Here is a 14,942-nt window from a genome sequence, read left to right on the forward strand (position 1 = left end):
GAAATTCATGCACGTGTAGCAGTCCTCAACAGATTTACGGAATTAGGTCGACCACTTACCCAAGTTACGCCTTAAATTTGGCTCAATTAGGGGCGCTTTGCATTTCAAATCTTTGTGCAACAAAGCCGTATACAGATCCAAGTCTCGAAAGCCTTATACTAGAGAAAATATGAATACGATTTATCAGAATATCCTAAAAGAATATTGTAAATTTGATATTGCACCTATTCTTACAAATACTGGATATCGTTATTACGTTGATTTAAAAACGGCCGAATTACCACACTTATCCTATACTTTATTATGTATGTTCTATCTTGGTACTGTTGCTCGATATAGACCTAGTGAAGCTAATGAACTATTGCAGGGTACATTAAGGCCAATTGTAAGTGAGTTTGTAAATCTCTCTCCTAATCAATTTTTGTATCAACTATGCTCAATATTATTAGAAAAAGAATGTGTTATGCCTTTTTCTTCTATTACACCTATGAATACAATTTAGCTTACCTTGTTGTAATGATGGGAAACTATATGCTTTTCTCTATAGATTCCCTATACTCAACCTAACAACACTCAACAAGAAAGAATCATATGAAATTTAAAGCTCTTATTTTGACGGGTCTTGCGAGTATCGCAGTTACAGCTTGTACATCTGCACCAAAAATCCCGCAGCTTGAAGTTGGCGTCTTACAGGAAGTACAAAACCTCGAAGTATCTCCAGAAACCACCAACAACAAGGCAAAACTGACCAAGTTCCTCGACAAATGCGTGATTGAATTTACCGGCGATCTTGGCAATAACCGTGTCGTTGAACAATGGTCATTTAAAGGCCTTACCCTGATGGATGCAGGTTCAGCAACTTTCCAGCGCGACGGCACCAGCACTGCACAAAAGTTTGATCTACATGCCGAAAATGTACAAAAAAACTTTATTTCACTCCGCCATCACTTTGCCAAAGATGCATTAACTCAATGTGACTAAGCATCCTGCCCTGTTTTTATTCAGAAAATGGGGCAATTCTTTATCTAAAATAAATAAAAACCGGTTTCATATCTCACCGCGCCGTCTTTCATTACAAAAAAGCTAAATTGTACTTCTTGGAAGCGCTCGCGAATCCATCAGTTCTTCATTGTTTTCGTGAAATTATCCGCTACACTCAAAATCAAACAAAAGATCGCTATTTGACTACTTCGAGGTCGATCACATTATGATGATGAAAAAAGCTATTATTCTCGGCACTGCATTTTTAATCTGCATTCCAGCACTGGCACAAGCTGCAACCGAATCAGAAACACAAACCAGTAAGCCAATTGCTCCATATGGCACCAATCCAAATCTTTTGCATGTCTTTGCCTATAAAGCTCAGGAAGGCGTCATCAATACCGCAGAAAAAGTCGGTGAAGTGACTGAAAAAGGCATTGCTAAAGTAAAACCAGGTGTAGATCGTGCTTGGGGAAATACCAAAGCAGCGGCTTCAGAAACCGCGCAGAAAGTCGATCAGGGAGCTACGCAAGCAGCCCAACAAACCAATCAGAAAATCCAGCAAACCAAAGAAGTGTGGCGCGCTAACCCTCAACAAGCAGCACCGATTGTGCAACAGCCTTTGAGTGAATCCTCTGCGCCTCCGCAAACCACAACACCGCAGATGCAGCCTCAATCCGGTTCCGGCACTGCCACCAGCTATGCAGTGACTGATTTATAAGAAAAGCCCGTCATGGGCTTTTTATTTATCTTTCAGCAAAAAATATTCACTTCAAGAGAAGGGTTAAAAATCAATTCACCTGCCGTATCGGCTGGCCATTTTTAAAAGCTTCAATATTTTCGACCATCTGATTCACAATGCGCTGCCGTGCATCAACACTGCCCCATGCATTATGCGGCGTCACAATCAGGTTTGGGATTGTTGCATCGAGTAGGACATTGCCTTCTTTCGGTGGCTCCACCGTTAAGACATCAGTCGCTGCACCAGCAATCTGACCCTCACGCAGCGCCTGCGCCAAGGCTGCTTCATCGACAATACCACCACGCGCACAGTTAATTAAAAATGCGCTTGGCTTCATCGCTTCGAGTTCAGCATGACTGATCAAATGTCGAGTGTCTTCAGTAAGTGGACAATGCAGACTGAGAAAATCAACTTGAGCAAGCAACTCGGTAAATGGTACACGGGATGCATCTGCTGGACGGTTTGGCAGCGCCGCAATGAGAACTTTCATGCCAAAAGCTTCAGCCAGTTTCGCCACCGCATGGCCCAGTTCACCATAACCGACAATGCCCAGTGTTTTTCCGGCCAGCTCGACAATTGGCGCATCCAGCAAACAAAACTGGCTGGCTTTTTGCCACTGGCCTTGTTGTAACGCACGTTGATAAGACAGAAATGAAGTGGCCAGATTGAGCATTAACATTAAGGTATGTTGTGCAACCGCAGACGTTCCATAGGCCTGACAGTTACAGACCACAATGCCGTGTGTTTTGGCTGCTGCCAGATCGACATTATTGCTGCCGGTCGCAGAAATCAGGATCAGTTTCAGTTCAGGACAGTGCTGAATGGTCGCAGCATCAATCAGTACTTTATTGCTAATAATGACCTCAACCTCGGCCACGCGGGAAGCAATCTCGGCAGCCGAAGTCGTTGGATACAACACAAGCGGATCAAAGGCTGCATGCAGTGCCTGAAAGTCCAAATCCTGTTGGTCTAGAGAAGCATAGTCTAAATAAACGGCTTTCATGGCTGTTCCCTCAATCCTGTTGAACCATTGATCTTTATCATTTAAAACAAGTCATTGAGGCTTTTCAAGCAGTTTCCGCTCTGCCAATCTTAATCCAGCGGTTTATCGAGATGATTGCGCAATGAACGCCGGATTTTATAGATCACATACACCGCCAGAATGATCATGAAAATAATCGATGCACTCATCATAATCACGGCTGGATGTACACTTTCTGCATGTGCCAGATTGGGCAGCGCTAAACCGACCATGAAACAGACTTGTATCATCTGGGCAGATTGCATCATATAGAGACCCCCTGGTTCGTTTCAACTATCGGGAGCAGTACGGGTGGATATTATTTGTACCGCCTATCTCTATATTATGCCTAGCCAATCACATGTCAAGTAATTGTTTTTTATTAAAAAATAAAGCTAGTTTATCTCATTGTGCGTCACAAACTGCGTATTTTTGTCACTTTCATCGATAAAAGCCGCAGCGCCATACTCATTGGTACTTAAATTCAAGTGCTTATAGCTGAACATATAATAATCGCTATAACGTTTCATGAGAATCGGGTGCATGCCCAGACTGAGTTCATCCTGCTCCTTGATCAGTTTCATGACATGCCGGTCATTCATCACCACCAGATAACGCTCATCATTCAAGCTGATGCTCAATAGGCCATTGCCTTTGGCATAAATCGGAATCAGGAATTTATGGTTCAGGGCAATCGCGCCTTCTGCATAACTTTCGATTTTATGACTGATGACATTAAATACCAGACCATGTCCATATTGATCCAGAAGCAACTGACGATTTTCCTGCGGCAAATTCACATGAATGCCGAGCTTGAGCAGGTCATGCTGATCGACCTGTTTATTTCGCAATAATTCTCTTAAGATCACCTGTTTCTGGCTGGCATCAAAAAACTGATTATCCAGTTGCAGATCATTATTTTTCAGGATACGCCCCAAGGCCATACGATGGCGTGGCAAGACATTTTCAATGACTTTGCGATAATAGAACTTGCTGTTTTTCTTGACCCGACGCATTTTCTGGTAAAAATAACTCGGTTCGTAATCATGTACCAAAAAGTCATACAGCAATTCGGAACTGGCCAGAACGGCAATGGCATCATGTCCGGTAAATGGCAAATGCAGCACATGATGCTGCGGAATCAGGGCCTGTAATTTCAGATAATGCGCACGGTCTTCGGCACAATACGGATCATAAACAATAATATATTCGCACGTGCTATCGATATCTTCGGCTTCAACCCGCATTCCTGCATTCAGCTCTGGTTGATAGAACATATTGTAGCGGGCATCGTGTACATCATCCGGATTGATCGAATATTGCGGCACCATCGCCACCACGCGCTGCACGCCTAAGGCGCGGGAATACTTGATCGCGGCATAGCCACCCATCGAGCCACCATAGGCAACCCGCTGCTGAAACGGCGCAATCAGTTCAGCCACTGCCTTTAACATGTTCCACATGGAACCTTGCGGGAACCAGGACTTGTACTTGGGCATAATACCCAGAACATTGAACTCGAATTTCTGTAGCGACTTTTCTGCATTGATGTTGAGGCCCTTGGCACGGGTAATCAAATCGCCAAATGAAAAAATCAATTCTGAAGATGACCCCGGCATAAAAATCGCGCGTATATGCTCATCTTCAAAAACAATCTGCTTGTCCATAACTTTCCCGTGCTGGTAAATCGAACCCTTCCACAACAATTCAATCAATGAATGCTGTCAAAAAAGTGAATATGCTATTTTATATCGATCAAAAAGATTAAAAAGCGCAAAATATGACACAATCATTACATCCGGCAGCAAAACGGGGTTTTAGTGCATCTGCCGAGCTGTATCAGCAAGTGCGTCCCGATTATCCGGCAGAGATCAGTCAGTGGCTGGCCGATACTTTGACTTTGCCTGTCGATGCGCGTCTTTTGGATTTGGGCAGTGGAACCGGCAAGTTTATTCCTTATTTACGCCCGCTCAGTAAAAACATCATCGCTGTCGATCCGGTTGCGGAAATGCTGGCACAATTAAAACTGGCCCATCCGGACATTGAGGCTGTTGAAGGCCTGAGCCATCAACTCCCCTTGCCTGATCATAGCCTGAATGCGGTATTTTGTGCACAGTCATTTCACTGGTTTGCGAATGCAGAGACCTTACAGGAACTCAACCGAGTCCTAAAACCCGATGCTTATCTGGTTCTGGTCTGGAATCAGCGGGATACCCGGGTAGACTGGGTTCAGGCACTGGCAGATTGTATCGCCCCCTTAGAAGGTGATACCCCGCGTTATCATAGCGGAGCGTGGCGCAAGGTGTTTGAACAACAAACCCTGTTTCAGCCGTATGCAGAAACCAGCATGACCCGGCAACACCATGGCAGTGTGGAGCAGGTGGTATCAAAACGGCTACTCTCGACCAGCTTTATTGCAGCCATGCCGGCATCCCGGCAAGCACAGCTCAAACAACAGTTTGAACAGATTATCTGGGACTATACAGCCAAAGGTATAGAGGAAATGATTGATTTTCCTTATATTACCCATATATACGTATTTAAAAAAACTAATTAAAAACAGGAGTCAATCATGCATAAAATATCAGGAATGACACGCACTGCCCTGTTTGCAGCAGTCATGCTGCTCATGGCATGTGACCAGAAAACATCGGAAAGTACCGAACCGGCTGCAGACAGCACGGCTTCAGATCAGGTGATGCAGGAACTGAAAACCGAGCCGCTGAAAGACTTTCCCAAAACCACTGAGGATCCACATGATATTGCAGTACTGACCGATTATGAGCAACGTTTTCAGGAAATGAGTGCGGAGCTGGAAAAAGAATTAAACAGCATGCGTGATGAAGATAGCTTGAGTCCGGAGTTTATTCAGCAACGCCAGCGCGATCATGTACAGTCAGCCCTGAATATGCTGAAGGATTTAGAACTGAAAACCGAACAGGGCCGTTATATTCAGGGCATGATGTATCAATATTGGCAACATCAGGACAAATTGGTAAATAGTCCTGAGACTCAAACCAAAACAGTGAATGAGGCCAGTGAAAGTGTCAAAGGTTTAGGGAAATATCTGCATGCGCAAGAGCAACTAGAACGCTGGCGTTCGCAATATCCGGATCTGAATGCCAACACAGCACCTGCCCGCCCAGCCAGTTAATTCCATCGAGCTCATTGCTTGCACCCAGCTTGACTAAAATACACAGCGAACATCTAAGCTCAACGGGTGCATACAGGCACCTTGAATAAGCATGATACTGTCCAGGCTTGGTCTGCATTTCAGAATAAGGGCTTTTTCTCCCTCAGCATAAAATGACTTAGCTGGCCTTTAGGAACTGATGCACCCCTTGACCTGCCGCCCGGCCTGTAGCAAAACAGGCTGTCAGCAGATAACCTCCAGTCGGTGCATCCCAGTCCAGCATTTCCCCACAAAGAAATACATACGGATTGGATTTAAGTTGCAGCTGTTCCGACAGCACTTCACGCTTGACCCCACCTGCACAGCTAATCGCTTCTTCAATCGGACGAAAGCCTGTAAGTGGAATGGTCAAATGTTTTATCTGCTTGGCTAATTCAGCAGCATCTTGCCACCAAGTCTTGGCCACCAGTTCACGCACCAAAGCCGCTTTGGCACCATCCAATCCGGCTTTACGCCAAACATTGCTTAAAGACTGCTTCTTAGTCGGCTGTAATTTTTTCGCCAATTGCCCCACACTTTGGTCAGGAAATAAATCCAGACTCAGTTGCATTTGCTGACCTTGTTTTAGCTGTTCGCGTAAACCTCTTCCCTGCTTATAAATCAAACCACTTTCAAGCCCATAATGACTGATCACAATGTCACCCGTGGTTTTTTCACCTTGCCCGACCCAGGCTTCTACACGTTTTAAAGGCTGACCAAAGACTGGCTGCATGAACTTGGACCATGGATATTCCACCCCGGCATTACTGGCCTGAAAAACTTCAATCTCATCGGGTTTTAACCAGGCTTGCCATGCGCCGTCACTGCCCAGTTCTGACCAGGATATTGCGCCACAGGCCAAAATAATCGCATCAAATTTTTCAGTGCGAAGTTCATTATTTTTTAGATCGTGCAGCTCAAGCTGTTGTTGATGCAGGCGGCTGACTTTATGCCGGTAATGAAACTGGATGCCATGACTGGCCAAGCGCTTGAGCCAGGCACGCAGCAAGGGAGCAGCTTTCATCTCTGTGGGAAATACCCGACCGGATGAACCAATATAAGGCTCAATGCCTAGTTCCTGCATCCAGTTTTGAATCCAGACAGCATCCCACTGTTTGACCCATGGCGACAACCAGTCCACCTGATCATAACGCTGCACAAATTGCTCAACCGGTTCCGCATGAGAGATATTCAGGCCGGTTTTGCCTGCCATCAAAAATTTACGTGCAGCAGACGGTTTTTGCTCATAGACGTACAGCTCATAATCAAACTGACTAAGGACTTCTGCGGCCATTAACCCGGCAGGGCCAGCGCCAACAATGGCAATACGTTTGCTCATCTGATTATTCCGCGATGCTAGCATTCTGCCCTTGCAAAGGCTGGAAATCATCAAACCGTGTCACATAAGCTTCAGGTTTAGTAATAATAAGTTGCTGACACAATTCCCCACGTTCCAGATATTTAATTTCAAAATGGGTGCGTGCTGAATCCTGGGCAATGACTTCTTTAATAAAAGGCAATTTCCACAGTTGTTCCGCCTGCTGTTCTGCTTCTTCGATATAAGCAGGAATATTACTGGCCAGTGTAATGGTTCCACCCGTCTTTAAACGGGAAAGTAAAAACTCAAAAAATGGCATATTGACCCAGCGCTGCGCCGGATTATGCGGTTCAGGATTTGGATACAAAATAAAGAATTGTTCTACCTGCTCTGGATACAATGCATGCACGATCCACGGCAAAGCATCGGCATGAACGGTCTGTAAATTGGCCTGACCTTCAATCCCGTGCTGTTTTTGCATGGCCAGGAATTTTTCGCGGGTACGTTCAATCGCAATCAGTTGAGTATCGGGGTGGGTCTTGGTAAATAACAAAGCATGTTTGCCTTTACCCGCCCCGACTTCGATGCAGACCGCTTCAGGACTGATGCTTTGAAAATCACGGGGTGCATGCATACGCTGTGCTTGAAATTGACGAATCGGCATAATCAGATCAAACTAATAAAAACCGCATAAGTCTACCAAGTGCGGCTATATTTGCCTAATCGAAGCTTTATTTTTCTTTGGAGTTGATCTCATGCCCACTACTTTAAACTGTCCGCGCTGTGGCAAACTGACGACTTGGGAAGAGAATGATTTCCGTCCTTTCTGTTCAGAACGCTGCAAGATGATTGACCTGGGCGCATGGGCCAATGAAGAATATAGCTTGCCCACTCAAGATGCACCGCAGGCGGACACTTCTGAGGATTAGAAGTTCTGTACAGTAAAAAAACATTTCTGAACTGAAGACTATGTAGAAAATTAGCCAAAAATCACATAAAGTTTATAAAATCACCCTGAAAAGCCAACACGAATTAACACCATTCATCGTGCCTTAGCATTATTGTTCTACTTTAAATCTTCACATTATTTTTAGAGCAATAATATGAACTATATTATTTTAAAAGTCATATTAGTTGGGGTGGGTCTACTGGCACTTCTCTCTCTGGGAGTCGGTATTTTCCAACAAGATAGCTTGTTTATTGTACTGGGTGTGCTTTTTGCTTTTATGGCATGGCTAATTCACATGCAAACTCGTCAATTTAGCAGTGATCCATTTTCAAAATAAAAGACCAAGGATACTTGGTCTTTGATTCACGTCGATATTTAACCCGCTTTGCCTGCAATAAAGGGATTATGCTGCTTTTCAAAACCAATGGTGCTGATCGGTCCATGTCCTGAAATAAACTGGGTTTCATCCGGCAGGCTAAAACATTCACGCTGAATTGAATCCAAGAGCTGCTGATGATCGCCACGCGGGAAATCCGTACGGCCAATCGAGCCTTTAAACAGCACATCGCCCGTCCATAACAGGGCATGATTGCTATTATAAAACATCACATGGCCCGGGGTATGCCCTGGCGCGAAACGCACCTCAAATTCTTCATCACCGAGCTTCAGTATTTCCCCCCCTTCCAGCCATTGTGTCACTTCAACTTTTTCTGGAATAGGAAAACCATAACGCGCTGAAACCTCCTGAATCATGTCCAACCAGAAAGCATCTTCCTTATGTGGCCCAATTACTGGTACATTCCAGGCCTTTTTCAAGGCGCCTACTGCACCTGCATGATCCAGATGTCCATGGGTCAGCCATAAAGCTTTCACGGTTAAGCCCAGAGCTTCGACCTCAGCTTTGAGTTTTTCAGCTTCGCCCCCTGCATCAATCAAAATGGCTTCTTTCGTGTCCGTATCCCAAATGATCGAACAGTTTTGCTGAAAAGCAGTAACCGGAACAATTTTGACTTGTAACATAGGGCAAAAAACCTCGGAAAAATTAATGAGCAAGCGTTTGTGTCAATGCATCCAGATTAGCCTGTAGCAAACTGTTCAGCAATCGCAAATGATCTTCACGGCTATTTAAAGCAGGAATATAACGATAACTGCCTCCCCCCAGAGATTTAAAAGTTTCGGCATTTTCTATGGCCAGTTCCTCCAGCGTTTCCAGACAGTCAGCCGAGAATGCCGGGCTCATCACCTGCACGGATTTCACCCCCTGTTTGGCCCAGTCTTCCAGCAAAACATCGGTATAGGGCTTAATCCATTCCTGTTTGCCAAAGCGTGACTGAAAGCTAATCGCATATTGCTCTGCACTCAGCCCTAACGCCTGTGCAACCAGTTGTCCGGTAATACGACAACGATCGGCATAAGGATCGCCTTTGTCGGCATAAGGCTGCGGAATACCATGAAAAGACATTAACAGTTTTTCCGGCTGACCATGCACTGCCTGATAGTCACGCACGCTTTGCGCCAGAGCTTGAATAAATAAAGGATGTTGATAATAATCCCGAATGATGCTCAAACCAGGCAAATTGCGTTGCTTCACCACCCATTTTGCCAGGGCATCATAGAGAGGTGCAGTCGAAGTAGCAGAATATTGGGGAAATAGTGGAAATAAGATCACATGGTCCTGCGGCTGTTCAGACACTCTGGCCAAAACCTGCTGAATATTCGGATTGCCATAAGTCATTGCTGGCACCACATTCAACTCAAACTGCGGATAGAGCTGGGTCAAATGGGTTTTGACTGTATTGACCTGCTGCAACAGGATTTCACGCATCGGTGAATCCTCTCCCCAGACCTGTGCATAGGCCTGTGAAACCCGCTTAGGCCGAAATGGCAAAATGAATAAACGCAGGATTATTTGCCAAATGGGTTTCGGAATTTCAATCACCCGCTGATCAGACAAAAACTGCTTCAGGAAACGGCGTACTGCTGGAATCGTGGGCGCATCTGGCGTACCCAAGTTGGCCAATATAATCGTCACTTTAGCTTTAGCAGGAGAAGACATTCAGTTTATCCGTCATGGTATCAACCCCTGTACTTTAACAGTTTTTGATTGATTCTCTATATGGATTAATACACTGACTTAGATTGAAAAGTACGATCTAAATCCAGCAAACTGCTGTCCAGTAATTTTTGAGCTTTCGGCGTAATCTGCCAGAGCATGCGCTGGCGGTCATCCCGACCTGATGGCACAATCCAGTCATTCTGGCGCATCTGAATTTTCAAGCTATGCAAGGCACGAATATTCATCTGGGCACGAGCCACGGCATGTGCACGTGGCATTTCTGCCCGTGCATCTTCCAGACCGTTTTCATTTAAATATTCATTCATCCGCTTGGAGAAAAACTCTTCCGGTGTCGGATTGACAAAGGTAGAGCCCAGCAGGGCCAATAATTGCGCCCAAGTCAGCTTCTTCTGAACTTTAATTTCCTTAAAGTTTCCATCCTGATAAGCCTGCATCCGGTATTCAAAAGAAAAAACTTCATGCATGGATACTTTAGGCAGACTCAGGAACGGATCTATTTCCGCCGTTCCACCATCACGCTCCAGTTGGCTCACTTTAGCCTTAAGCTGATCAATCTCGTCATGCAGCGCCTGGGTATTTTGCGGACGCACCCATCCGGTCACCGGATAACGCTCCAGCATTTGCGGCATATTAAAACGTACTGCCATTTCCAGATCGCGCAAGCTGCGATAAGTAAAGACCTGGTCTACTTCCTGCTGCAATAATTGACGGAATTCCTTAAACTTTTCCCGCAATTCCGGCTTGGTATCATGTAATGAACTTTCACGTGATGCCGGATCGTCATGCATAAACACAATAATCGGTTTTTGCTTGGTCACTGCATAGATGTATTCGAGGTGCATATAACCGACACCCGAGACAGACTGTTCCCCATACTGACTGCCTAGCAAAATCACTACATAGTCACAATCATCAATCTGGCGGCGTGAAAAAGCAGTATTCAGCGGCGTACGCTGTTCCAGTCCCCAAGAGAAGAACCCCATACCCACTAATGTTTGAGACAAAATGATACGTTCCGGCTGCATTTCTGCCCCAGAGGTTGAGATGAACACTTGGTATCGTTTATCCAGCATGGGCTATCCTCTTCTCCTGTACATTTGCATAAAAAATGCATGAATTCATGCATTTTGACACAATATGACCACCCCAAAATGAAAAAATATCGTTCTTTTAAAATTATAAAAATGAGTTTTAAACTGCACTCATATTACTGATCTGCCATTTTAAACCGGCAGGAATCAGGTGCTGCAAAACCGGCCGGAGCTGTTCAGCATTCTGCCCACTCACCACCAATTCAATTTTCATGCTTTCTTTACACTCATGCTCAAATAATAACTCATTTTTAATTAAAATTCGGGCCGTTTGTCTCGCAACTGCGAATCCTGAGTCAATTAATGTCAGCTTTTGACCAAAAATATACTGAATTGACGCTTTTAGGAAGGGGTAATGCGTACATCCCAGCACTAAATAATCAGCGCCTTGATCCACAACCGGTTGTAAAATCTCTATTAATGTCTGTAAACAGGCTTCACTCATCTGCTCTCCAGCCTCAACAAAAGGTACCAGTTCCAGACTGGTCACAGGCAGGACTTTAACCTGAGCCGGTTCGGCAAAACGGGAGATCACATCTTTAATCAGCTGCCCGCGAAAAGTGGCCGGTGTTGCCAAGACCGCAACTGTTTTCGACCGGGTATTCAAGACTGCAGGTTTAAGTGCTGGCACCAAACCGATAATTGGAAAGTTCTCGCCATAATAGTCACGCAAATAATTCAGACTAAAGGCAGAAGCCGTATTACAAGCCACGACTGCCACTTTACAGCCCTGACGATACAGCCATTCAATCGCCTGAGCAGTCAGGCTACGGATTTCCTGATCATCTCTCGGGCCATAAGGCACATGTGCAGTATCGGCATAATAGACAAAGCGTTCATTCGGCAGATGGCGGGCAATTTCCAGAGCCACCGATAAGCCGCCTACGCCCGAGTCAAAAATACCAATCGGCGCATCTGCTGTTGCGTTGGGCATCGGGTCTAATAGCGGGGAAATGGGTTGAATGGCGCTCATAACGGTCTGAATTGCGGTGTCAAAAACTCTAGCGACCAAGCTTAAACCTCAGGTGCTCAAATGCAAGTCTAAATCGCCACTTTTCAAACTTAAAACAGCTTCACCTGCCGGATTTTCATCAAGCTCTCCCATCTCGACCAGATGCAAAAATGCGGCACGCTGGATCAGGGCATTGATCCCAAAACGCACATGCACATAAGGTCGCAACTCATCTTTATATTCACGCATAAAGATCGGATGTTCGGCATCCACAATAATCAGGTCTTGGGTTGTGGTGCCCAGTTGCAAATAGCTCAGTCCATTAATCTCGACCTGATCGACCTGATTGACCAATAAAGGTTCATCTTCCACTTCAATTTCAATCATTTCTACCGGTGTTTTTAGGTAGAATTTTCCCTGCTCTTTCCAAAGGACGGTTGCAAACAGGTCAATCATGGCTTGGCGTTTGATCAATTGACCTTCGTGCCACCATTCTCCATTGGCCAAAACCTTCAGATCCATTGTGCCACAATGCTTTGGCTGCCATTGCTCCAAAGGGGGAATTGACCTTTTGTGACCGCCCTGTGCATCTTTTAAGTATTGCGCGATATCCATTAAATTTTTATCATCAGGAGAAGTTACTTTTTTCGTCAGATGTTTGCTGGGTACTGGCTTATCCATAAAAGAAGACCTTAATGACGGAAAAATAATATGTTTCAGCCAATTGGCTAAAACTCGGTTTAAAACTATACTAGCCCAGATTATCAAAGACACCAGTATTTTTGTGTCTAGGAACCAAGAACACTTATGGCAGCACCCAATCATCCGATTATGGTTGCCACCGAATAGTAATATGAGGAGTCCTACATGGAACACATCGAACGTGAATCGATGGAGTTTGACGTCGTCATCGTCGGCGCAGGCCCTGCGGGTCTATCTGCTGCGATCAAAATCCGTCAACTTGCAATTGAAAACAACTTAAATGATTTGTCCGTTTGTGTCGTAGAAAAAGGCTCCGAAGTTGGCGCACATATTCTGTCTGGTGCTGTGCTAGAACCGCGTGCCATCAATGAATTGTTCCCGGACTGGAAAGAACAAGGTGCGCCGCTCAATGTGCCGGTGACTGAAGATAAAACCTTCTTCCTGCTTTCAGATGAAAAATCACAAGAAGCACCACACTGGATGGTGCCAAAAACCATGCACAATGATGGCAACTACGTCATCTCGCTCGGCAATGTGGTGCGCTGGTTAGGCCAAAAAGCAGAAGAACTGGAAGTTTCAATCTTCCCGGGCTTTGCCGCCTCAGACATTCTGTATCATGCAGATGGTACGGTAAAAGGCATCCAGACCGGTGACATGGGCATTGGTAAAGATGGCGAACCGACGCATAACTTTACTCCGGGTTATGAACTGCATGCCAAATATACGATTTTTGCTGAAGGCTGTCGTGGTCACCTCGGTAAACGTCTGATTGAACAATTCAATCTGGCCAAAGATGCAGATCCACAGCATTACGGGATCGGCATTAAAGAACTCTGGGAGATTGATCCTGCCAAGCACAAACCGGGTCTGGTGATGCACGGCGCCGGCTGGCCATTGAATGAAACCGGTTCTTCAGGCGGCTGGTGGCTGTATCATGCTGAAAACAATCAAGTGACTTTGGGCATGATCGTGGATCTGTCCTACACCAACCCGCATATGTATCCATTCATGGAAATGCAGCGCTGGAAAACCCATCCTTTAATCAAGCAGTATTTAGAAGGCGGCAAGCGTATTTCTTATGGCGCCCGTGCCGTGACCAAAGGTGGCTTTAACTCGTTACCGAAGTTCACTTTCCCGGGTGGCTCACTCATTGGTGATGATGCCGGCTTCCTGAACTTTGCCAAAATCAAAGGCTCACATACCGCAATGAAATCCGGCATGCTCTGCGGTGAAGCGGTATTTGAAGCGATTGCGGCTGGTGTGGAAAAAGGCGGTGATCTGGCGATTGCACGTGTGGTTGAGGGTGACGATTTCTTTGTTAAGGAACTCACCGCTTATACCGACAAGTTCAACAACAGCTGGCTCAAAGAAGAGTTATACAATTCACGTAACTTTGGCCCGGCGATGCACAAGTTCGGTCAATGGATGGGTGGTGCATTTAACTTTATCGACCAGAACGTGTTCAAAGTACCATTTACCCTGCATGATCTGGTGCAAGACCATGCTGCACTGAAAACCCAAGCCGCTGAAAGCTTCAAGCCAAACTATCCAAAACCGGATGGCAAGCTGACTTTTGACCGTTTATCTTCTGTATTTGTATCGAATACCGTGCATGAAGAAAACCAGCCTGCGCATTTAAAGCTGACCGATGCCTCTATTCCGGTTGAAGTAAACCTGCCTAAATGGGATGAACCGGCGCAGCGTTACTGCCCGGCGGGTGTCTATGAAATCATGGAAAATAATGACGGTTCAAAACGTTTCCAGATCAATGCAGCCAACTGTGTACACTGCAAGACCTGTGACATTAAAGATCCGTCTCAGAACATCACCTGGGTAACACCGGAAGGTGGCGGTGGTCCTAATTACCCTAACATGTAATTCGGATAGTCCTTGCGCGAGCTCATACCCTAACATGTAATGTTAGGGTAATCTTGCGA

At 45.4% G+C, this 14,942-nt stretch carries 18 protein-coding genes; 8 read left to right on the forward strand and 10 right to left on the reverse strand.

All coding sequences use genetic code 11. From position 1 onward, the window contains the following. The first annotated feature begins 169 nt into the window (after positions 1-169). The 3 genes from FTU82_RS12160 to FTU82_RS12170 all read left to right on the forward strand — a co-directional run bounded on the left by FTU82_RS12160 (position 170) and on the right by FTU82_RS12170 (position 1,702). A complete protein-coding gene (locus FTU82_RS12160; RefSeq protein ID WP_373685568.1) occupies positions 170-502 on the forward strand; it encodes a YaaC family protein in 333 nt (110 codons plus the stop codon). Between the two features lie 89 nt (positions 503-591). Next, the gene (locus tag FTU82_RS12165; protein WP_100329299.1) at positions 592-981 is read left to right on the forward strand and encodes a hypothetical protein; all 390 of its coding nucleotides are present in this window, start codon (positions 592-594) and stop codon (positions 979-981) included. 226 nt (positions 982-1,207) lie between these two features. Beyond that, positions 1,208-1,702 (forward strand): hypothetical protein, encoded by a 495-nt coding sequence (locus tag FTU82_RS12170; protein ID WP_100329300.1) that lies wholly within the window; start codon positions 1,208-1,210, stop codon positions 1,700-1,702. A 70-nt stretch (positions 1,703-1,772) separates the two neighbouring features. Here the strand turns inward: FTU82_RS12170 and FTU82_RS12175 are convergent, their stop codons facing one another. The 3 genes from FTU82_RS12175 to FTU82_RS12185 form a co-directional block, all read right to left on the reverse strand. Continuing rightward, positions 1,773-2,726, reverse strand: coding sequence for a 2-hydroxyacid dehydrogenase (locus FTU82_RS12175; RefSeq protein ID WP_180101382.1), 954 nt, complete (start codon positions 2,724-2,726; stop codon positions 1,773-1,775). 89 nt (positions 2,727-2,815) lie between these two features. Beyond that, complete coding sequence (locus FTU82_RS12180; protein ID WP_005172920.1) at positions 2,816-3,013, reverse strand: hypothetical protein; 198 nt, start codon at positions 3,011-3,013, stop codon at positions 2,816-2,818. A 126-nt stretch (positions 3,014-3,139) separates the two neighbouring features. After that, complete coding sequence (locus tag FTU82_RS12185) at positions 3,140-4,411, reverse strand: hypothetical protein (protein WP_180101384.1); 1,272 nt, start codon at positions 4,409-4,411, stop codon at positions 3,140-3,142. A gap of 113 nt (positions 4,412-4,524) precedes the next feature. Between FTU82_RS12185 and FTU82_RS12190 the strand changes: the two genes are divergently transcribed. Both FTU82_RS12190 and FTU82_RS12195 read left to right on the forward strand, forming a co-directional pair. Further along, positions 4,525-5,301 carry a class I SAM-dependent methyltransferase gene (locus FTU82_RS12190; RefSeq protein ID WP_100355485.1) on the forward strand — a complete coding sequence of 259 codons (777 nt, stop codon included), beginning with the start codon at positions 4,525-4,527 and terminating at the stop codon, positions 5,299-5,301. Positions 5,302-5,316: 15 nt separating this feature from the next. After that, positions 5,317-5,898: a hypothetical protein gene (locus FTU82_RS12195; protein WP_005095379.1), complete on the forward strand. Its 582-nt coding sequence runs from the start codon at positions 5,317-5,319 to the stop codon at positions 5,896-5,898. Between the two features lie 157 nt (positions 5,899-6,055). Here FTU82_RS12195 and FTU82_RS12200 read toward each other — a convergent pair whose 3' ends face one another. Further along, positions 6,056-7,255: a TIGR03862 family flavoprotein gene (locus FTU82_RS12200; RefSeq protein WP_180101386.1), complete on the reverse strand. Its 1,200-nt coding sequence runs from the start codon at positions 7,253-7,255 to the stop codon at positions 6,056-6,058. Between the two features lie 4 nt (positions 7,256-7,259). Then, a complete protein-coding gene (locus FTU82_RS12205) occupies positions 7,260-7,904 on the reverse strand; it encodes an SAM-dependent methyltransferase (RefSeq protein WP_171063366.1) in 645 nt (214 codons plus the stop codon). Between the two features lie 85 nt (positions 7,905-7,989). Here FTU82_RS12205 and FTU82_RS12210 point away from each other — a divergent pair, with 85 nt between their 5' ends. Both FTU82_RS12210 and FTU82_RS12215 read left to right on the forward strand, forming a co-directional pair. Then, complete coding sequence (locus FTU82_RS12210) at positions 7,990-8,163, forward strand: DNA gyrase inhibitor YacG (RefSeq protein WP_005095374.1); 174 nt, start codon at positions 7,990-7,992, stop codon at positions 8,161-8,163. A 174-nt stretch (positions 8,164-8,337) separates the two neighbouring features. Beyond that, on the forward strand, positions 8,338-8,520 hold the full coding sequence (locus FTU82_RS12215) for a hypothetical protein (RefSeq protein WP_180101388.1): 183 nt from the start codon (positions 8,338-8,340) through the stop codon (positions 8,518-8,520). Positions 8,521-8,558: 38 nt separating this feature from the next. Here the strand turns inward: FTU82_RS12215 and FTU82_RS12220 are convergent, their stop codons facing one another. From FTU82_RS12220 to FTU82_RS12240, 5 genes are all read right to left on the reverse strand, one after another. Next, on the reverse strand, positions 8,559-9,203 hold the full coding sequence (locus FTU82_RS12220) for an MBL fold metallo-hydrolase (protein WP_005095372.1): 645 nt from the start codon (positions 9,201-9,203) through the stop codon (positions 8,559-8,561). 22 nt (positions 9,204-9,225) lie between these two features. Further along, the gene (gene hemH, locus FTU82_RS12225; RefSeq protein WP_005172935.1) at positions 9,226-10,239 is read right to left on the reverse strand and encodes a ferrochelatase; all 1,014 of its coding nucleotides are present in this window, start codon (positions 10,237-10,239) and stop codon (positions 9,226-9,228) included. Positions 10,240-10,304: 65 nt separating this feature from the next. After that, on the reverse strand, positions 10,305-11,333 hold the full coding sequence (locus FTU82_RS12230; protein ID WP_005095369.1) for a DUF4062 domain-containing protein: 1,029 nt from the start codon (positions 11,331-11,333) through the stop codon (positions 10,305-10,307). A 118-nt stretch (positions 11,334-11,451) separates the two neighbouring features. Beyond that, positions 11,452-12,324, reverse strand: a complete 873-nt coding sequence (gene murI / locus FTU82_RS12235) for a glutamate racemase (protein ID WP_180101390.1) — start codon at positions 12,322-12,324, stop codon at positions 11,452-11,454. A 48-nt stretch (positions 12,325-12,372) separates the two neighbouring features. Next, positions 12,373-12,984 carry a DUF1285 domain-containing protein gene (locus FTU82_RS12240; protein WP_005095365.1) on the reverse strand — a complete coding sequence of 204 codons (612 nt, stop codon included), beginning with the start codon at positions 12,982-12,984 and terminating at the stop codon, positions 12,373-12,375. A 186-nt stretch (positions 12,985-13,170) separates the two neighbouring features. On the opposite strand from FTU82_RS12240, the gene FTU82_RS12245 reads away from it, so the two are divergent. Continuing rightward, positions 13,171-14,883 (forward strand): electron transfer flavoprotein-ubiquinone oxidoreductase, encoded by a 1,713-nt coding sequence (locus tag FTU82_RS12245; RefSeq protein ID WP_005095364.1) that lies wholly within the window; start codon positions 13,171-13,173, stop codon positions 14,881-14,883. Positions 14,884-14,942: the final 59 nt, after the last annotated feature.

The organism is Acinetobacter sp. YH12151 (assembly GCF_013418355.1).
Lineage (GTDB): Bacteria > Pseudomonadota > Gammaproteobacteria > Pseudomonadales > Moraxellaceae > Acinetobacter > Acinetobacter pseudolwoffii.